Here is a 19166-nt window from a genome sequence, read left to right on the forward strand (position 1 = left end):
GACATCAGCGGTCTCCCTTCGTGTATCCGGCTTCCTTCACCCGGATCAGTCCGTCGCCGAGGACCCGCAGTCCCGCGATGTCCTTGGTGGCGGACACATAGTTGTTGGGCTGGATGAGGTAGAGCACGGTGTGCCGGCTCCTGACGCGCTCCACGAGCCGTTCGTAGATGTTCTTGCGGTCGGCCATGTCGGCGGTGGAGTGTCCGTCGGCGATGAGCTTGTCGACGGTGGGGTCGGACAGTCCGCCGTAGTTCTGGGCGCCGCCCGTGCCGGCGAACGCGTCGATGTTTCCGGCCGGGTCGAGCCGGCCGGACCAGTTGGTGGTGGCGGCCTGGAAGTCGCCGGAGCGGGCGTGTTGCAGTCCGGTGGCGAACTCGGTCGGCCGCAGGGTCACCTCGAAGCCGGCCTCCTTGGCCATGGCCTGGACGACCTGGCCGAGCCGGCTGTCCTCCGGTGTGGTGCTGACCTGGAGCCGCACCCGCACCGGGGTGGACACCCCGGCCTGTCTCAGCAGCCGCCTGGCCTTCGCGGGGTCGGCGGCGGGGCAGTCGGCCGCGGCGGAGTAGGGGGTGCCCTCGGGGAGCGGGCCGCAGGTGGGCCGGTACATGCCCTGGAAGACGATCTTGTTGATCAGCGCCCGGTCAAGGGAGAGGTCGAACGCCTCGCGCACCCGTACGTCCCGGGCGATCGGGCTGTCGATACGGCCCGGCGGCGCCCCGGCGCCCTTGGTGTTGCCGATGTTGAGGGTGAGCCCGTAGTAGCCGAGCGAGGGCGAGTGGAACAGCTGGAGCCCCGGCTCGGTGAGCGCCCTGCCGACCTGGACCGGGTCCATCTGGTCGCCGACCTGGATGTCGCCGGAGAGCAGGTTCGCCATGCGGACGTTGCCGTCGGTGATGGTGCGGTAGACGACCCGGTCGAGGTGGACCTTGTCGGCGTCGTAGTACCGCGGGTCCTTCCGCAGCACGATGCGGTCGCCGACGACCCGCTCCTCGTAGCGGAACGGGCCGACGCAGGTGGGGTGGCTCGCGAACCGGTCGCCGTAGGTCTTCAGCGCCTTGGGGGACATGACCATCCCCAAGCGGTCGGCGAGGAGCGAGAGGAGGGGGACGTACGGCTCGCTCAGCCGCAGCCGGAGCGTGTCGTCCCCGATGGCGCTGACAGCGGTCACGGGTTTCAGCTCGCCCGCGCGGGTGGAGCCGGTCAGCGTCTTGTGCCGTTCGAGGGAGGTCTTGACGGCCCGTGCGTCCAGGGGGGTGCCGTCGGCGAACCGGATGCCCTCGCGCAGGCGGATGGTGACGGTGCGTCCGTGGTCGGTGGTCTTCGGGAGCGCGGCGGCGAGCTGCGGCACGATCTTGTTGTCCTGGTCGACGTCGTACAGCTTCTCGCACATGGCGGAGAAGACGGTCCGGCCGACGGCGGTGCTGGCCAGGGTCGGGTCGAGTTTGTCGGGGTCGGACTTGAGCGCGACGGTGAGCGTGCCGCCGTCGCGGACGGGCCGGGGGTCGGCCATCCGGACCGGGCCGGTCTCGGTCGCGGGACTGGCCAGGGAGGCGCAGCCGGCGGTGGCGCCGAGCGCTGCGCAGAGGACGAGGGCGATGGCGGCCCGGGGCGAAGGCGGCAGGGGCAGGCGGCGTGGGCGCATGGCTGTCTTGCCTTACTGGTGGGGACCGAGGGGTGGGAGGGGCGCGGCGCGGCCCAGCATGGCGGAGAAACGCCGGTTGGTCCATTGGTAGGACCAAGTGGATGTCGGGTGACGCTAGTGCGGCGGCCCCGGGCGGCTGGTTTCCGCACCGTCACCACCTGGTTAAATCGCCTTGCTCCGGCTTCTTCGCGATATGAGAGCCTGAGCCACCGACCGGATCGTCAGAAGGCTGAGAACCAACGAATGGACTGGCGGCAACTGCGGCACTCCACCCTGTCGAGGCCGGACGCGCTGGCCGTCGGTCTGGAGCGGCTGATCCTCAGCGGCGAGCTGCCGCCCGGCTCGCGGGTGCCCCCCGAGCGGGAGCTCGCGGAGAGCCTCGGGGTCTCCCGCGGCTCGGTCCGCGAGGCGCTGCGCGCGCTCGCCTCCCGCGGGCTGGTCGCCCGCCGCCCCGGCGCGGGCACCGTCGTCCTCGACCCGGGGGCCACGCCGCGCGGCGACGTCCTGGCCGCGGGGCTCGACGCCACGGCCGAACTCCTCCAGGTCATGGAGGTGCGCGCGTGCATCGAACCGTCGGTGACCGCGCGGGCGGCGACGCGCGCGACGCCCGCCGACATCGTCCAGCTCCACGCGCTCCTCGACGCGATGCGGCGCGAGCCGTCGCGGCAGGAGTTCACCGACCTGGACCGCACCTTCCACCGGGCCATCGCCCAGTACACCCGCAACCCCCTGCTGCTGCGGCTGCTCGACCGGGTGTACGAGATCGGGGAGCCGGGGCGGCGCTCCTCGCCCCTGTCGGCCGCCCGGCGGCGCTCGACGATCGAGGAGCACCAGGCCATCCTGCGGGCGGTCGAGGCCCGCGACCCCGAGGCGGCCCGGGCCGCCTCCGAGGCGCACCTGGAGTCCGTACTGCGCCGGATCGAGGCCCAGCAGCGGCGGAGCGCCGGCTGAGCGGCGCGGGTCCGGGGAACCCCGGGCCCGCGCCCGTGCCTCACAGTGCGCGGTGCATGATGTGCAGCCCCACGTATCCCTCCGTCGGGTGGTGGAAGCCCTCCGGGAGCGTCCCCAGCACCTCGAAGCCGAGCGACTCGTACAGCCGCACCGCGTGCACGTTGGTCTCCACGACCGCGTTGAACTGGATCCGGCGGAAGCCCGCCGCCCGGGCCCAGTCCAGCGAGTACTGGCACAGCGCCCGGCCCACGCCCTGTCCGGAGTGGGCCGGGGCGACCATGTAGCTGGCGCTCGCGACGTGCGCGCCGTTGCCCATCTGGTTGTTGTTCATCTTCGCCGTGCCGAGGACCGTGCCCGCGTCGTCGACGGCGACGACCGTACGGTTCGGTGGCGTCAGGAGCCACCAGTCGCGGCCCTGCTCCTCGCCGAGGTCGAGCGGATAGGTGTAGGTATCGCCCGCGGCGACGATCTCATGGAAGAAGGGCCAGATGGCGGGCCAGTCCCGTGGCGTGGCTTCCCTGATCAGCATCCGGACATGATGCCGGTGGGGCCCGCGGGGCGACCAGCGATTTCCGCGCGGCGCGGGATCAGCCGCGCCGGGCCAGTTCGCCGAGGAGCCGCCAGGTGCGGCGCTCGTCCTCGGGGGAGCCGATCGCGGTCTGGGTGTAGACGAGTTCGGTGGCGCCCGCCTCGAAGTACGCGGCCACTTGGGCGGCGAGCAGTTCCTCGTCGCCGATCGCGACCAGGTCGGCGGGGTTGTCGATGCCCTCGCGGTCCAGCGCGGCGCGGTAGGCGGGGAGGTTCCGGTAGGGGGCCATGTTCTGCTCGGCGCGGGCGCGGGCGCCGGCCACATCGGCGGTGACGACACCGGAGACGATCACGGCGACGCGGGGCGCCGGGCGGCCGGCGGCTTCGGCGTACCGGGTGATGGTGGGGACGGTGTACTCGGCCAGGGTGCGCGGCCCGGAGAGGATGGGCAGCGCCCCGTCGGCGAGTTCACCCGCGGCGCGCAGGGTCTGCTCCCCCGCCGCCGCGACCAGCACCGGCACCCGTGGCCGAGCGCCCGGCACGCTGCCCGGCAGCGAGGTCCTGGCGACCAGGGTCTCCCCGTCGAGGTCCACCACGCCGGTCTCCAGCAAGGAGCCCAGCGCCTCCAGGTGTTCGCGCAGATGGCGGACCCGGGGGTGGGGCGCGAGCCCGTAGACCTGCTCGACGAACGACTTGATCGACAGTCCGACGCCCAGCGTGAAGCGCCCGTGGGAGGCCGCCTGCGCGGTCTGTGCCTGCATGGACAGGGCGATCGGGTGCCGGGGGTAGATCGGCACGACCGCGGTGCCGACATCGATGCCGGGAACCTCGCGGGCCGCCAGGGCGGCCACGGTGATGGCGTCGTGGTCGAACCGCTGGGTGAACCAGGCGGCGGACAACCCGGCGTCGGCCAGCTCCTTGACCTGGCCGATCAGGGTGTCGACGGAGTTGGCCTCGCGTGACAGCCGGGTGTGGTCGGTGGGCAGGGCGACACCGATGCGCATGACGTGCTCCGAATCGACGGTCGGCGGGTGGCGGACGGCGGCCCGCCGACGCGGCGGGAGCCGGGAAAGAATCTTAACCCAGTAACGAAAGTTACCGGGTCACGATTCATCGGACGGGCCGACATGGCGTCAGGTGTGTTCCGGGGCGCGCTCCTCGGCGGGGGCGTCCGCCGCCGGCGCCACCGCCGGGCGGCGGCGCGGGAGGCACAGCGCGGGGAGGACGGCGGCGAGCATGAGGGCCACCGCCCACAGGTAGGTGTCCGCGAAGGGCCCGGCGTGGGTGGGGGTGGTGGAGCCGCCACCGTTGATGGAGAGCGTGACGGAGAACAGGGCCACGCCGGTCGCGGCCGCCACCTGGGAGGTGATCTGAAGGGCCGTCGAGGCCGAGGGGGCGTCCTCCCCCGACAGCCCGCGGGTGGCGGCGGCCATCGTCGGCATCATCGTCATGCCGACGCCGGTGCCCAGCACCAGCAGCGAGGCGCCCACCCGCCAGAACGCGGTGGTGTCCGACAACTGTACGGTCAGCAGCGTCATGCCGAGCGCCGCCGTGGAGATCCCGCCGACCACCAGCCACCGCGGCGGGACCCGGTCCGCGAGACGTCCGGAGAACTGCATGGTCACACCGGCCGCCAGCCCCAGGGGGGCGCCGAGCAGGCCGGAGGCCGTGACGCTCTCGCCCCGCACCACCTGGAAGTACATGGGCAGCAGCAGCATGCTGCCGAAGTAGCCGACGACGAACAGGCCCAGCGTCGCCGCACCGGCCGCGAAGGACCGGTCGCGGTACAGGCGCAGATCGATCAGCGGGTGCGGGGAGACCCGGGCCCGGAGGACGAAGCCCACCACCAGCATGGCCCCCACCACCGCCGGGATCACCACGCCCGGGCCGCCGAAGTCACGGCGCTCGGCGCCGGTGGACAGGCCGTAGATCAGCGCGGCCAGGCCCGGGGACAGCATCAGCAGGGCGGGGAGATCCAGCCGTTGGCCGGGGCCTCCGGCGGCGCGCGGCAGGGCGCGGGAGACGACGAGCAGGGCGACCACGCCGACGGGCACATTGATGGTGAACATCCAGCGCCAGGAGAAGGAGTCCACCAGCCAGCCGCCCAGAACCGGCCCGCTGACGGGGCCGATGAGGATGGGGATGCCCATGATGCTCATGATGCGGCCCATGGTCTCCGGGGTGGCGGCCCGCATCATGATAGTCATCCCGGTGGGCACGATCATGCCGCCGCCCAGGCCCTGCACCATCCGGAAGGCCACCAGCGACTCGATCGACCACGCCGTCCCGGCCAGCAGGGAGCCGAGGGTGAACAGCGCGATGGCCGTCATGTAGACGCGCTTGGTGCCGAACCGCCGGATCGCCCAGGCCGTCACCGGGATCACCGCGGCCAGGGCCAGGGAGTACCCGGAGGCCACCCACTGGACCGTGGCGAGCGGCGCGTCGAACCGCTTGGCCAGCGGGTTGATGGCGACGTTCACCACGGTGGTGTCCAGCACCGACATGATGGAGCCGAGCGTGACCACGGCGGCGAGCACCCCGAGCCGGGGTGAGGAGGGCGGGGCGTCGCCGGGAGCGTGTTGTGTATGTGACATGACGGAGCCTTGTCTTCGTGACCGGTGCGTCGGGTGGATCACCCGCCCGCATCCCGAGACTCCGATATCAACCAAGGTTTAAGTCAACCGAGGACCGGCTCCGGCATGTTGTTCGGCCCCGCGCGGCACCCCCGGGCCGGTCCCGCCCGGGGTCCGGCGCCCGGCGCGTCAGGCCCCTGGCGCGTCAGGCCCGTGGCGCGTCAGGTCAGCGGCAGCGCCCGGATCGACTTGCCGCGCACGACGTACAGCCGCCCCTGGCCCGCCAGCGGCTCCGTGGTGCCGAGCACGGAACCGGACGAGTCGCGCAGGGTCCACCGCGTCCGTCCGGTACGGAGGTCCACCGCGACCGCGGCGGCGCGGGTGTCGGAGGACGGCGGAAAGACCAGCCCGTCGGCCACCCCGGTGGCGGCGGGCGGCAGGGCCAGGTCGGTGTCCGCCTTCCACTTCCACCGCACCTGGTGGGACGCAAGGTCGACGGCGAACACATGCGTGCCCAGGACGGTGAAATAGGCGACGCCGTCCGCCACGGCCGGGGCGCCGAACGTCGGCCCGTCGCCCGTGCCGGAGGGCAGCTGTCCGGGGTCGATCCGCCAGCGCCCGCGGCCGGTGCGCAGATCGATCGCGCTCAGCCCCAGGCCGCAGACCAGCACGGTGCCCCGCGCCACCGCCGCCGTCCACGGGGGCACCATGCCGCCGCCGTCACCCGGGATCAGCTCGCCGCCGGGCAGCGCCACGCGCCACCGCCGACGGCCGTCCGCCGTGTCGTACGCGGCCACCGAGCCGGCGTCGACGAGCACCAGCCGGCCGTCCGCCACCCGGCCCGGGAGCTCCCCCGCCTCGCCGCGCGCGATCTCCCGGCGCCAGCGCACCTTCCGGGCCACCGTGTCGTACGCGAGCAGATAGCGGCGGCGGGTGTTCGGCAGGCCGTCGCTGTGCGGGCCCGAGTGGCCGACCACATACGCGGTGCGGCCGTCCGCCGCGGCGACCGGGCGGTCCATGAAGCGGAAGGTCACCCCCAGCGGATCCGAGTACCAGGTTCTGCCGTCGGCGGCGTCGACCATCGCCAGCCGGTCGTCCCCGTCGGCGTAGGCGGCTTTCATGACGAGCAGTCCGCCGCAGGCCGTCGGGGTGTATCCGGCCACCGCGGGCGCGGTCCAGCGCAGGGTGCCACGGCGGGCGTCCACCCCGAGGATGCCCGCCCCCGGGTCGGCCTGCACGGCGACGACACCGCGGTGGAGCAGCGGCCGCCCCAGGTCCCCGATCGGGCCCCGGTACTCCCACAGCGGCTGTGGCGCGGTGCCCGCGCCCCCGCCGCCGGGGCCGGGCCGGGGGCCGCCGGGCGGGCCGTCGCCGCCGGAGCCGGCCGCCGCCCACCACACGCCGCCCGCCACCCCGGCGGCGGCCAGGGCCCCGACCCCGCCGAGCAGCAGCCGGCGGCGGGCCGGGCGCGGGCCGTCCGGGGAAGGCGGCGCCTCCGGGACGGCGGGGGGCGGCGTGGCCTGTGGCCGCTCGTCCCGCCGCACCGCCGTGTCCCAGACGGTCGCGGTGCGCAGCGCGATGTCCTGAAGCACGCCCGCCGGGAGCAGCCCGGCGAACCGCTGCCGCTCGCGCTCCCGTTCGCCCGCGTGTTCCCCGTCCCGCTCCCGTCGCCCCTCGGATCGGCCGTCGTGTCCGCCGTCGTCGCCCGTGCCCGCCAGGGCGCGCGCGATCCGTTCGGCGGCGGGCCGGTCGGCGGGGTCCTTGGCCAGGGCGCCGACGACCAGCGGCCACAGCTCCTCCGGCACCCCGGCGAGGTCCGGCTCCTGATACGCCACGCGGTACAGCACGTCGTTGGCCTCGCCCTCGCCGAACGGCGCCCGCCCGGTGGCGGCGTACACCAGCAGGCCGCCCAGCGCGAACACGTCGGCGGGCGGTCCGACGCTCTGCCCGCCGACGGGGCGCGCCTGTTCGGGCGAGAAGTAGGCGGGGGTGCCCACCTGGCGGCCGGTGCGGGTCAGCCGCTCGGCGCCCACGGCCCGGGCGAGCCCGAAGTCGATCAGCTTGGGCCCCTCGGCGGTGATCAGCACATTGGAGGGCTTCAGATCGCGGTGCACCAGGCCCTGGCGGTGCACCGCGGCAAGGCCCTGGGCGAGCGCCGCCCCCAGGGCGCGCAACGCGGCGTACGGCCAGGGGCCATGGGCCTCGACCGCCTGCGCCAGCGACGGACCGAGCAGATATTCGGAGGCCAGCCATGGCCGCGGCCCGGTGGTGTCGGCGTCCACGACGGCCGGGAAGAAGTCGGCTCCGCCCAGGGAGCGGGCGGCCTGGAGCTCCTGCCGGAACCGCTCCCGGAACTCCTTCTCGTCGGCCAGCGCCCGGTGCACCGCCTTGAGGGCCACGGTCCGGCCGCCGTCGGAGCGGGCCAGGAAGACGGTGCCCATCCCGCCCGAGCCGAGGCGGGCGAGCAGCCGGTAGCGGCCGAACGCCTCCGGGTCGTGGCCGAGCAACGGCCGTACGGGCGAGGCGGGCTGGTCGGCCGTCACGGTCACGGTCATCCCTTCACTCCACCGGAAGCATGAACACGGCGGCGCCGTGAGCGATGACGGCGGACGATCCCGCCGGGTAGACGTAGTAGCCGTCCAGGAGCTCGCCACCGCTCTCCTGGAAGCGCCACCGCACACCACCCGTCCGGGCGTCGAGCGCGAACACCCCCGCCGCCGCGGCGGCCAGCACCGTACGGCCGGAGTCGCTGACGGAGAGCGTGGGGGTCGCCTTCCACACGGTGTCGTCGGGCAGCGCGGACCGCCACAGCTCGGTGCCGCGGTCCGGGTCGACCGCGTACACCAGCTTGGTGCCGTCGGACACGTACAGCACATCGCCCTTTCCGCCCGGCCCCTGACGGACCACCGGGTGACCCAGCGGGGACTTCGTCGACGCGTAGCCGTTGATGTCCAGCGACCACCGCTGCCGTCCCGAGTCGATGTCGACCGCGCGCAGCGTCGCCCCGTGTGCGGCGTAGAGCAGGCCGCGGGTGGGGGATATCCCGACCTTGTCCCCGGTGCCGACCCCGGCGAAGCGCCTGCGCCACTCCTGGTGTCCGTCGGAGAGCCGCAGCGAGATCAGCTCCACCTCGCCACCCCGGTATCCCATACCGATCAGGGAACGGCGGGTGGGGAACGCCCCGATGTCATGGCCGTAGGCGGCGGGCAGCCGGGTCCGCCACCGCTCGCGGCGGGTCCGGGTGTCGTACGCGACCACATGGGCGGGCGGGTCGTCGCCGCCGGCACCGGTGGCGGTGAAGTAGGCGCGCCGGCCGTCGGCATCGACGGAGAGCATGGTCCGGAAGGTGAGTCCGGAGCCCGAGTACGTGGACTCCACCCAGCGCTGGTGACCATCGCGGGCGTTGAAGGCGGTGAGCCTGCCGCCGACGGCGACGAGGGCGAGTTCGCGGCTGATGGGCTCGGGGGTGGCGTCGGTGCCCAGGTCGTCGCGGCGCCAGCTCGGGCGGCCGGTGCGCAGGTCGAGGGCGACGGCTTCCTGGGCGTTGGTGATGATGGCGAGCCTGTTCCGCCACACCAGGGGCGGGACGGACGTGGCGTCCGTCAGGTCGAAGCGCCACCGGGCCAGCGGGGCGGTGCCGGCCGGCGGGCGCGGCTCGGGGCGGGCTGAGGGGCGCCGGGCCGGTCCGGGGGCGGTGAGGGCCGACAGTCCGCCGCGGCCCGCCACCCATCCGGCCACCGCCCCGCCCCCGGCCAGCAGTCCGGCGGCCCCCGCGGCGGCGGTGGTGAGCAGGGCGCGGCGGGACGCCGCCGTGGTACGGGCGGACGGCGGGTCCGCGACGGGATGCGCACGGCCCTGCCCCTCGCCCTGCGTGGGTGCCGTGAACATCTCGTCGCCCGGGAACACTTCGCCGTCGGCGGCCGGTTCGCCGCGGGCGCCGGGCGGGACCGCGGCGGGCTGGTCGGCGGCCACCGGCTCCTCCAGCACCAGCACCTGCGCGGCCTCGCGGGCCAGCCGGGCCACCACCGCGCTCGGCAGCCGCGGTGGCGGCGGTGGCGCGGCCGGGTCGGGGCCGCCGAGAGCGGCGCGCAGCGCGGCGGCGTCAGGGCGGCCCGCAGGGTCCTTGTCCAGGCAGCCCGTCAGGATCTCGGCGAGCGGGGCGGACAGCGGGCCGAGGTCCGGCGGTTCGGCGGCGATCCGGTACAGCACCTGCGGCGGGGCGTCGTCGCCGAACGGGGGGCGGCCGGAGGCGGCGTGGGCGAGGACCGCGGCCAGGGAGAACACGTCGGAGGCGGGGACGGGAGCCCGGCCGCGCGCCTGTTCCGGTGACAGGAAGGGGGCGGGCCCGGCGAACCGGCCGGTGTCGCTGTCGTACGCGTCCCCTCGGCCGCCGCCGGCTCCCTCTCCGTCCGCTCCCCCGCCCGCTCGCCCGCCGTGGGCTCCCTGTCGAGGGAGGCGCGCGTGGTGAAAACCCGTCAGGCGGGGGCCGTCCCCGGCCACCAGGACGGCGTCGGCCGAGATGCCACCATGCACCATCCCGGCCGAGTGGACCCGCTCCAGCGCCTCGGCGAGCGCCGCGCCCAGCGCCCGTACCCCGGGCTCCGCGAGCCCCTGGGGCGCGGCCCGGACGGCCTCGGCGAGCGGCACGGCGGGCACGTACGCATGGGCCACCCACGGGACAGCCGCGTCCAGTTCGGCGTCCTCAACGGGGCGCACCCAGCGCCCGGCGGCGGCCCGTGACGCCGCCACATCGCGGCGCAGCCGGGCGCGGAGCCGCTGGTCGTCGGCGAGCGCGGCGCGCACCAGCGTGACCTCGACGGCCGGCCCGCCGCCGACGCGCCGCCCCAACAGCCGCACGCCGCTGTCCGTCTCCCCCAGCCGGGCCAGCATCAGAAACGGCCCGAGTCGACGCGGATCCGCGTTGTGCAAGGTGTGCATATGTCGGCAGCCCTCCCGGCACGGTGCCGCGCCCCCGCTATGTGTACGTACCGCAGCCTAGGGGTGTCGAAGCATGGCGGGCGCGGGTGAGCGCCGGCGAGCGCGATCACAGGACGGGCATGGCGCGCAGGGTGCCGGCGTGGGCGAGGAAGACCCGGTTGGCCGCGCCGGTCAGGCGCCAGGGCTCGTCGCCTCCGCCGCCGAGCGACCACGCCGCCGCGGCCTGCCGCAGGTCGACGGTCACGACGCCGTCGTCCGGGCCGGAGAGATCCTGGCCGAGCGGATGGTAGAGGGACCGGCCCTGGACCACGGGGGCGGTCGTGGGGAGGGCGTGGGTGCCGGGGAGGACGGACCAGCTCTGTTCGCCGGTACGGGCGTCGACCGCGATCAGCTGGTCCTGCCAGACGACGTAGAGGGAGCCGTCGGCCGGGGCGGGCGAGCCCCAACTGCCGGTGCCGGGGGCGGGGGTGGTCCAGCGCCGTGCGCCGTCCGCGAGGGCGAGGGCCCGCAGCGAGGCGCCGCCCAGGTAGACGGTGCCGTTCGCGACGGCGGGCGTGAGAGCCACCCCCGCGCCGGTGTCCTGGTGCCAGGCGGCCGTGCCGTCGTCGGTGCGGTACGCGGTGACCGTCCCGTCGGACCCCGCGACGACGAGGCGTCGCCCCGCCGCCGCGGCCGCGGCTCCCTTCGCCGTGCCGGTCGCCGCCGGTGTCGTCCAGCGGGCCCGGGCGCCGGTCAGCGGCTGTGCGCGCAGCCGCCGTTCGCCGTCGAGTACGTACGCGGTGTCGGCGTCGGTGGCGAGGAGCCGCGCCGCGCCGTCCGCCCGGGACCAGCGTTCGCGCCCGTCGCGGGCGTCCAGGGCGGTCAGCCGGCCGCCCGCGGTGACCGCGAGGACGACGCCGGCGGCGGCGAGCAGGCCCGCGCCGGTCAGCGGAGCGCCCCGATCGGTCCAGGTCCACGCGGGTTCCCCGGTGTCCGCGGCCCAGGCGGCAAGGCCCTTGGGGGTTCCGGCGACCACGACCCGGTCGGCCGTGAGCGGGCCCACGCCGTCGGTGGCGAGGCCGTCGCGGGTCCAGAGCGGGGCGGGCGCGGTGCCGGGGGTGTACCGCGCCAGCGGGGTGGCGGCCGGGACGCCGGGGCGTCGGCCGTCGCCCCGCAGCAGCCACCACCCCGCCCCGCCGCCCGCGGCGCAGACGGCGACGGCGGCCGTGGCGGCGCCCGCGACCGTCACCCGGCGCCGGGACGGGGCCGTTTCGGGGGCGGCGGAGCGGACCGTACGGTCGACGTCCGCCGCGCGGCGGGCGAGTTCGGCGGCGAGCGGGCCGGTGCGCCAGGCGGGGCGGCGCGGGGCCAGGCGCCGTATCGTGCCCTGCGCCGTGCCCCGTACCGCGCCCCGTTCGGTGCGCAGCCGCCGCGCCACCTCGCGCGGTTCGGGGCGCTCGGCGGGCTCCTTGGCCAGACAGTCGGTCACCACCCCCAGCAGGGCCGCGGGTACGCCCTCCAGGTCCGGCTCCTCATGGACGGTGCGGAACTGGACGGCCGCCGGGTGGCCGTCGCCGAAGGGCAGGCGCCCTCCGGCGGCGAACGCGAGCACGGCGCCCAGCGCGAAAACATCGCCGGGTGGCCCGGTGCGCCGGCCGAGCACCTGCTCGGGGGCGGCGAAGCCGGGGGTGGCGGGGGCCGACCCGGCGCCGGTGAGGGTCATTCCGTGCTCGGGCCGGGCGATGCCGAAGTCGATGACGTACGGGCCGCCGCGGGTGAGCACCACGTTCGACGGCTTGAGGTCCCGGTGCACCAGCCCGGCCGTGTGGATCCGCGCCAGCGTTCCGGCCAGCGCCGCCCCCAGCGCCCGTATGTCCGCCTCCGCGAGCGGCCCGAAACGGTCCACGGCGCGGGTGAGGGTCAGGCCCGGGAGGAACTCCGAGGCGAGCCAGGGCCGTTCGCCCGACAGCCCGTGGCCGAGGACGGCCGCGAGGCCGGGCCCGCGCACCGACCGCGCCATTTCGGCCTCCCGCCGGAAGCGGGCCGGCAACCCGGGGTCCTCGCCGTCCGTGCCGTCTATGCCGTCTATGGTCCGCAGCGCCTTCACGGCGGCGGTCCGGCCCGCCGTGTCCACCCCCAGGTAGACCTTCCCCATGCCGCCCGCGCCGACCACCCCGAGCAGCCGGTAGGGCCCGAGCCGGGTCGGGTCGTCACCGGCGAGCGGGGCGACGGTCGGGTTCTCGGTCATGGCCACGAACGGCGATCGTAGACGGCCGCGGCCGCCGTCTACGCTGTGCCCGTGATCTCTCCCCGCGCCCCGCTGTCCGAGCTCGTCCGCCGTGTGCCGCCCCCGCCCGAACCGGTGGACGGCCACGGCGACTGGGAGGCGGCGGAGGCCGCGCTGGGGGTGCGGCTGCCCGCGGACTTCAAGGCGCTGGTGGAGACGTACGGGCGGGGCGAGTTCCGCGACCACATCGCGGTGCGCACACCGTTCGGCGACGACAATCCGGTCCGGCTGGAGGCGGATCTGCTGGAGGACTACGCCGATTCGCGGGAGATGTTTCCGGAGCACTACCCCTACCCGCTGTTCCCGGAGCCGGGCGGGCTGATCGCGTGGGCTGTGACCGGCAGCGGACACCATCTGTGCTGGCGGACGGTGGGGCCGCCGGACGAGTGGCCGGTCGTGGTGTGGTCGCGCGACGACGATTACGAGGAGTACGGGCCGGGCGCCGTCGACTTCCTGGAGGGGTGGCTCACCGGGCGGATCGTCTCGGAAGCCCTGCCCGACAACCAGCCCGGCCTGGCTCCGTGGTTCGACCCGGCACGCGAGCTGGCCCATGTCTACGTCCGGCTGGCGGAGGGCGAGCGGCCCTATCCGGAGCGGCTGCGGATCCTGCGCGAGGCGCTGGCACCCACCGCCGACCGGGGCGGCATGGTGTCCGAGTACGAGGGCAGACGGCAGGACCACTTCGCCACCGTGGACGGCGGCTGGGAGCTGACGTACGAGACGGCGTACGGCCATCAGATCCGGGTGGCCTTCCCTCCCGAGGACAGCGAGCGGGCGCGGCTGGCGGTGCTGGGCGCGGCCGGGTCGATGGGGTGCGCGGTGCTCGGGCTGTCGACGGTCCACGGCACGGCCGTGTGGGAGCCCTTGCCCTGAGCCTTGCCACGTCGTGTGCGGTGGCCGGGGCCCGCTCAGCCGTCGATCCCGTGTTCGGCCAGCGGACCCACCGCCCAGCCCTCGTCCCGGCAGGCGCGGACGAAGGCGGGCAGCGCGCCGAGGGCGGCCCGCCAGCAGCCGGGCGCGGCCGTTCGGTCGGAGTCGTGCAGCAGTACCGTGTCGCCGCCGCGCAGATCGCGGCGCACGGTGGCGAGCACCGAGGCCGGAGTGGCCTGGGCGGTCCAGTCGCGGCCCCAGGCCGTCCACAGCACGGGGCGGAGCCCGGCCCGTGCGGCGGCCAGCCGGCGGCCGCCGGTCAGGATCCCGTACGGCGGCCGGTACCAGCGCGGCACCGCGCCCGTGGTCAGCCGCACGGCGCGGGCGGCGTGTGCGACCTCGCGCAGATCGCGGGTGACCGCGGGCAGCCATGGGCGGCTGTGTGTCCAGCCGTGGACGGCCAGCTCGTGGCCCCGGAGGGCGATGTCCCGCGCGGTTTCGGGGTGGCGCAGCACGCTGTCGCCGAGGACGAAGAAGGTGGCCCGTACGGCGAGCTCGTCGAGGGCGTCGAGGAAGTACGGGGTGGACCGGGGGTCGGGGCCGTCGTCGAACGTGAGGGCGATGTGGTCGGAGCGGCCGCGGCCCGCCAGGGCCGGGAAGGCGCGCCGCACGCCCGGCAGCCGGACGGCGGCGGGGGCCGCGTGCGCGACCGCCACCAGGGTCCCCCCGGCCACGGCCAGGGTCTCGGCCCGGCGACGCGCGGTCCCGTGGCGGCTGCCGTGTCCGGCCGTTCCGTCGCTCATGGGCGGCTCACCTGCGCTGCCCCCCACGGTGACGCAGGACCGCCGCTTCCGGGCACGCCACAGCTCCCGGTCACGCGGGGCCGTCGCCCCCGGCCGGGAAGCGCCACCGCCGCCCGTCACGAGGCGCCGTGGCCCCCGGCCGCGCCGGGCCGCCGCCCCGGTCATGAAGCGTCCCCGCTTCCGGTGCGCCGCGCCGCGCGAGGCGGGCGGGCCGGGCGCGCCGTGGCGCGGGTGGCCGTGTCCCAGCCGTCGGCGACGGTGGGCGAGCGGGAGAGGCCGACGATGCCGACCGCCATGAGAACGACACCGGCCGCCTCGGGCACGATCCGCGGCCCCAGGGCGACGCGCTCGCCGAACAGCACCCAGCCCAGGGCGATGCTCACCAGCGCGTCGCCGAGGGTGAGCGCGGGCTGTGACGCCGCCAGGGTGCCGGCCCGCAGGGTGCTCTGGAGCAGCAGAAAGCTCAGCAGCCCGACGCCGCACACCGCGTAGAGCGGCCAGCTGGTAAACACGGCGGCCACTCCGCCGGCGAACCGGCCGGTGAACTCCTTGATCAGCGCCGCGGTGCAGGCGAAGCACACGGCGGTGGCGCACCCGAGGACGGCGGCGCGGGCCGGGCCGCGCAGCGCCCGGGCCACCGCGGTCAGGGCGCCGACGGCGAGCACCGTCAGCACCCCCACCGGGAGCCAGCGGCCGTTCTCGGCGGTGCTGTGGCCGTGCGAGGGGTCGGCAGCGACGAGAAAGACCGCCAGCCCGGCGGCCAGCGTCACGAACGCCAGCCAGGTGCGGCCGTCCGGGCGGTGGCGGAAGACCAGGCTGCCGACCATCAGGGTGAACAGCAGTTCGGTCACCAGCAGCGGCTGGACGACGGAGAGCCGCCCGACGGCGAGCGCGCCCACCTGGGCCACCGCCGACACCACCATCGCCGCCGCGCCGGCCAGCCAGAACGGGCGCCGCAGCAGCCGGGCCAGCCGGAGCAGCGACCCCCCGGGCCCGTGCCCCGCCCGCCGCTCGTGTTCGTGCTCCATGGCGGCTTCCTGCTCCATGGCGGCGCGCCGCTGCAACACCGACGCCGCGCCGTTGCCGAGGGCGGACAACAGCGCCAGCAGGACCGTCAGCGCGTCGTGCACCGCGTCACCCGAAACGGGCCGCCAGCCGGCGGTAGAGCGCCGGGGCCGCGCTGCGGACCAGCACGGGCAGGCGCAGCCAGCGGGGCACGTACACCTCGTCACGGCCCCGCGCGACGGCGTCCCAGACCGCGTCGGCGACCTGGGCGGGGGGCAGCGGGCGGGGGCGGCGGCGGGTGTAGGGGGTGCCGCGGCGGGCGAAGAACGGGGTGTCCACCACGCCCGGGACGACATGGGTGACCCGTACGCCGGACCCGCGGAGCTCGTACCGCAGGGCGTCGGCGAAGGTGCCGAGCGCCGCCTTGGCGGCGGAGTACACCGCCTCGCCCCGCACCCCGACGCCCGCGACCGATCCGATGAGCACGATGTGTCCGCGCCGCTCGGCCAGCATGCGCGGCAGCACCAGACGCACCAGGCGTACGGCGGCCAGCAGGTCGACGGAGATCACCCGGTCGATGGCCGCGGGCGGCATCGAGCCGAAGGGGCCCGCCCAGCCGACTCCCGCCCCGGCCACCAGCAGGTCGACCCGCCCGGCGGCGCGGAAGGCCGCCCGGACCAGGTGGCCGCTGCCCTCCGCGGTGGCCAGGTCGGCGGGGAGGGCGGTGGCGGAGGTCCGGGCCGCCACGCGGTCCAGCCGCTCCTGGTGGCGGCCGCTGACCAGCAGCCGCCAGCCGCCCTCCGCGGCGAACCGGTCCGCGACGGCGGCGCCGATGCCCGAGGAGGCGCCGGTCACCAGCGCCACGCCCGGCCCGGCGGCCGGGCGCTCCGCGCCCCGGGCCGGGCCACGGTGGGTTTCTGTGTCCGGGAGGGGGCGGGTCATGGCGACTCCCTGTGACGGCCGGCCGGGGCAGGCGGCCGCCATACGGTTTGACGACTCTCGGAGCGGTTACTTCCAGTTAGCCACGATCGGCTTCACCACGCACCACACGCGCCGCACGCGCCCGGCTCTGCCGGACGCCCCAGCGGAGGTGACCATGCACCCGCCGCCCGATGAACAGTACGCCGGACGACCTCCCGGGGAGCTCCGGTGAGCAGGCGTTTCCTCGTGGTGAGCGCCAGCATGGGCTCCGGTCACGACGCGGTGGCCGGGGAGCTCGCGCGGCGCCTTACGGCCCGGGGACACCGGGTGGACCGGACCGATGTCCTCGCCCTGCTCCCGGCCGGGATCGGCCCGTTGCTGCGTTCCGGCTACCGGACGGTGATCCGCCGCCTCCCCGTCCTCTACACGGGGATCTACGCCGCGTTCTTCCGCCCCGGCCCCGGCCCGCGCCCGGGCAGTGCCCCGCTGGCGGCGCTCGCCGAACACCGGCTGCTGGCCCTGGTGGAGCGCTGGCGGCCGGATGTGGTCGTCCCGGTCTTCCACCTCGCCGCACAGCTCACCGGCGGGCTGCGCGCGGACGGGGCGCTGACGGTGCCGAGCGCCGTGGTCGTCACCGACTTCGCGGTGCACCGCCAATGGCTGCACCCGGGCAACGATCTGTATCTGTGCCTCACGGCCGAGGGGGCCGACACCGTGCGGCGGGCCGTGCAACGGCCCGCGGTGGCCACCGGTCCGGTGGTGGCCGGGCGCTTCTCCGCCCCCGCCCCGGGGGCGGACGGCTGGCGGGCGCGGTTCGCGGCCCATGCGCCCGGGAAGCCGCCGGTGACGCTGGCCGCGGGGGCCTGGGGGGCCGGCACCCGGCTGGCGGCCACGGCGCGGCTGTTGGCCTCGGCGGGCTATCTGCCGGTGGCGCTCTGCGGCCGCAACGAGCGGCTGCGCCGCGAGCTGTCGCGGTCGCCCGAGGTGTGGGCGGTCGGCTGGGAGCCGGACCTGGCCGGCGTGCTGGCCGCCTCGCGGGCCGTGGTGGACAACGCCGCCGGGCAGACCGCGCTGGAGGCGCTGGCCGCCGGGGTGCCCGTGGTCGGCTACCGCCCCATTCCGGGGCACGGCCGGGAGGGTGTCCGACACATGGCGGCCCTGAGCGTGAGCGAACACGCACGGGACGCATGGGACCTCGTACGTGTGCTCGACACGCTCACCGCGCCGGGCGAGGCGCGCGAGCGCCGCATCGCCGCGGGCCGCCGACTGTTCACCGGCGACGCGGCGGCCGCTCTGGCCGAGGTGGCCGAGGCGGGCCGGGTGTCCGAGACGGCCCGCGGGGCGGGCCACTAGGGTCTGTCGTCAAAGGGGGCGTCCGGCCGCGAGCGGCGTCTGGTGCGGTGCCTCGCAAGGCGGAGCGTCGCCCTCGTACTGGGCGTACTTGGGCGATGCGACAACGCAGCGAGGCGCCGTGCCAGGCGCCGGGAGCAGGACGCCCCCTTTGACGGCAGGCCCTAGGACCTGTCTTCGAAGAGGGACACATCGAGGAGGCGCCTGCCGGGCGGTGGATGGGCGGTGTCCGCCCGTCAGGCGCCGACCTCCTCGGCCTGGGGTCAGGCCTCGTACAGGCCGCGGCCGGCGGTCTTGGCCCGGTCCGCCTTGCGGAGTCGCTCCAAAGTGTTGCGCACGGAGTTGACGTTCGTCCGCGTCTCGTCGCGCCCCAGGGCCTCGTTGACCTCAGCGGCCCGCAGCGGACGGCCCGCCTTGCGCAGGGCGGCCAGCACGTTCTCCGAGAGCCCGCCGGAGCGCTCCGTCGTAGCCTCGGCCTTGGGAGCCTCGGCCTTGGGAACCGCGGCGGCCTTCTTGGCCGTCTTCTTGGCGGTCGTGGCCTTCTTCGCCGCGGTCTTCGAAGTCCGGGCGGTGGCGGGGGCCTTGGCCTTGCCCTTGCTGCGCTGACGGCCGATGGCGGCCTTGCGCGTGGCGGTGGCGGTGGCCCGGGCGGCGGGAGCCGGCTCGGGGTCGGGCTCCGGCGCCGCCTCGGGGGCGGGCTCGGCGGCCGCGGCCACCGTGTCCTCGGTGGCCTCGGCCACCGGCTCAGCGGCCACCGCCTCCTCCGGCGCCGCGGCGGGCGCCGGCACGCTGGAGAGCGCTTGAAGGCTGTTCAGAGCCCCGCTCACCGCCTCCAGTCGCTTGGTGACAGCCTCCAAATCCTTCTTGAGAGCCTCCTGCTGTTCCTCAAGTCGCGGGAGCTCTGACTCCAGCGCCTCGATCGTCGATCCCACACTGTTGTCCGCACTCAATGCGTTCACCACCACTTCGTACCCTTTCTGCGCCCATCGCAGCTGCGATTATGCCTGGTGTTCAGATGTGTACGGTGCCCTCCACACCGCCACACAACACCATCGAATCCACTTGCGCGACCACTTCGAACACACGCGTTTCCCCGCGTGTGAATGTCCGACTGGGTGTCAGCCGCGGTGCGAAAGGCCGGTGCGGGGGTGCAACCGGGTCCCGGGAGACACCGGTTGGCGGCAGAGAAGTGGCCGCCCGCGTCATCAAGAGCGGCGACAAATGCGGGATGGGGAATAAAACAGCGAAACCGTCCCACAGACCCAGGAATTAGAATATAAATAATCCAAGCATAGGCTAGGTTTACAGGACGGTCAATG

At 75.4% G+C, this 19166-nt stretch carries 14 protein-coding genes; 3 read left to right on the forward strand and 11 right to left on the reverse strand.

From position 1 onward, the window contains the following. Nucleotides 1–4: 4 nt before the first annotated feature. On the reverse strand, nucleotides 5–1642 hold the full coding sequence (locus ACZ4WQ_RS45125; protein ID WP_398376943.1) for an ABC transporter substrate-binding protein: 1638 nt from the start codon (nucleotides 1640–1642) through the stop codon (nucleotides 5–7). 243 nt (nucleotides 1643–1885) lie between these two features. On the opposite strand from ACZ4WQ_RS45125, the gene ACZ4WQ_RS45130 reads away from it, so the two are divergent. Continuing rightward, a complete protein-coding gene (locus ACZ4WQ_RS45130) occupies nucleotides 1886–2593 on the forward strand; it encodes a FadR/GntR family transcriptional regulator (RefSeq protein ID WP_311728116.1) in 708 nt (235 codons plus the stop codon). Between the two features lie 40 nt (nucleotides 2594–2633). Here the strand turns inward: ACZ4WQ_RS45130 and ACZ4WQ_RS45135 are convergent, their stop codons facing one another. From ACZ4WQ_RS45135 to ACZ4WQ_RS45160, 6 genes are all read right to left on the reverse strand, one after another. Beyond that, a complete protein-coding gene (locus ACZ4WQ_RS45135) occupies nucleotides 2634–3122 on the reverse strand; it encodes a GNAT family N-acetyltransferase (RefSeq protein ID WP_385349824.1) in 489 nt (162 codons plus the stop codon). A gap of 58 nt (nucleotides 3123–3180) precedes the next feature. Beyond that, nucleotides 3181–4125, reverse strand: coding sequence for a TIGR03564 family F420-dependent LLM class oxidoreductase (locus ACZ4WQ_RS45140; RefSeq protein WP_398376942.1), 945 nt, complete (start codon nucleotides 4123–4125; stop codon nucleotides 3181–3183). A gap of 129 nt (nucleotides 4126–4254) precedes the next feature. Then, nucleotides 4255–5715, reverse strand: a complete 1461-nt coding sequence (locus ACZ4WQ_RS45145) for a DHA2 family efflux MFS transporter permease subunit (protein ID WP_311728119.1) — start codon at nucleotides 5713–5715, stop codon at nucleotides 4255–4257. A 200-nt stretch (nucleotides 5716–5915) separates the two neighbouring features. Beyond that, nucleotides 5916–8249, reverse strand: a complete 2334-nt coding sequence (locus ACZ4WQ_RS45150) for a serine/threonine-protein kinase (protein WP_398376941.1) — start codon at nucleotides 8247–8249, stop codon at nucleotides 5916–5918. 4 nt (nucleotides 8250–8253) lie between these two features. After that, entirely contained in the window at nucleotides 8254–10632 is a 2379-nt protein-coding gene (locus ACZ4WQ_RS45155) for an outer membrane protein assembly factor BamB family protein (RefSeq protein ID WP_398376940.1), read from the reverse strand. A gap of 106 nt (nucleotides 10633–10738) precedes the next feature. Continuing rightward, complete coding sequence (locus ACZ4WQ_RS45160) at nucleotides 10739–12859, reverse strand: protein kinase domain-containing protein (protein ID WP_398376954.1); 2121 nt, start codon at nucleotides 12857–12859, stop codon at nucleotides 10739–10741. Between the two features lie 51 nt (nucleotides 12860–12910). On the opposite strand from ACZ4WQ_RS45160, the gene ACZ4WQ_RS45165 reads away from it, so the two are divergent. Beyond that, the gene (locus ACZ4WQ_RS45165) at nucleotides 12911–13771 is read left to right on the forward strand and encodes an SMI1/KNR4 family protein (protein ID WP_311728122.1); all 861 of its coding nucleotides are present in this window, start codon (nucleotides 12911–12913) and stop codon (nucleotides 13769–13771) included. A gap of 35 nt (nucleotides 13772–13806) precedes the next feature. On the opposite strand, the gene ACZ4WQ_RS45170 is transcribed toward ACZ4WQ_RS45165, so the two are convergent. From ACZ4WQ_RS45170 to ACZ4WQ_RS45180, 3 genes are all read right to left on the reverse strand, one after another. After that, complete coding sequence (locus ACZ4WQ_RS45170; protein WP_385349838.1) at nucleotides 13807–14571, reverse strand: polysaccharide deacetylase family protein; 765 nt, start codon at nucleotides 14569–14571, stop codon at nucleotides 13807–13809. Between the two features lie 161 nt (nucleotides 14572–14732). Continuing rightward, the gene (locus ACZ4WQ_RS45175) at nucleotides 14733–15701 is read right to left on the reverse strand and encodes a DMT family transporter (protein ID WP_398376939.1); all 969 of its coding nucleotides are present in this window, start codon (nucleotides 15699–15701) and stop codon (nucleotides 14733–14735) included. A gap of 4 nt (nucleotides 15702–15705) precedes the next feature. After that, entirely contained in the window at nucleotides 15706–16518 is an 813-nt protein-coding gene (locus ACZ4WQ_RS45180) for an SDR family NAD(P)-dependent oxidoreductase (protein ID WP_398376938.1), read from the reverse strand. 207 nt (nucleotides 16519–16725) lie between these two features. Between ACZ4WQ_RS45180 and ACZ4WQ_RS45185 the strand changes: the two genes are divergently transcribed. Next, complete coding sequence (locus tag ACZ4WQ_RS45185) at nucleotides 16726–17850, forward strand: MGDG synthase family glycosyltransferase (protein ID WP_398376937.1); 1125 nt, start codon at nucleotides 16726–16728, stop codon at nucleotides 17848–17850. A 260-nt stretch (nucleotides 17851–18110) separates the two neighbouring features. Here ACZ4WQ_RS45185 and ACZ4WQ_RS45190 read toward each other — a convergent pair whose 3' ends face one another. Then, nucleotides 18111–18806, reverse strand: a complete 696-nt coding sequence (locus tag ACZ4WQ_RS45190; protein ID WP_311728126.1) for a prephenate dehydrogenase — start codon at nucleotides 18804–18806, stop codon at nucleotides 18111–18113. Nucleotides 18807–19166: the final 360 nt, after the last annotated feature.

The sequence above is a fragment of the Streptomyces sp. NPDC028305 genome (assembly GCF_055569495.1).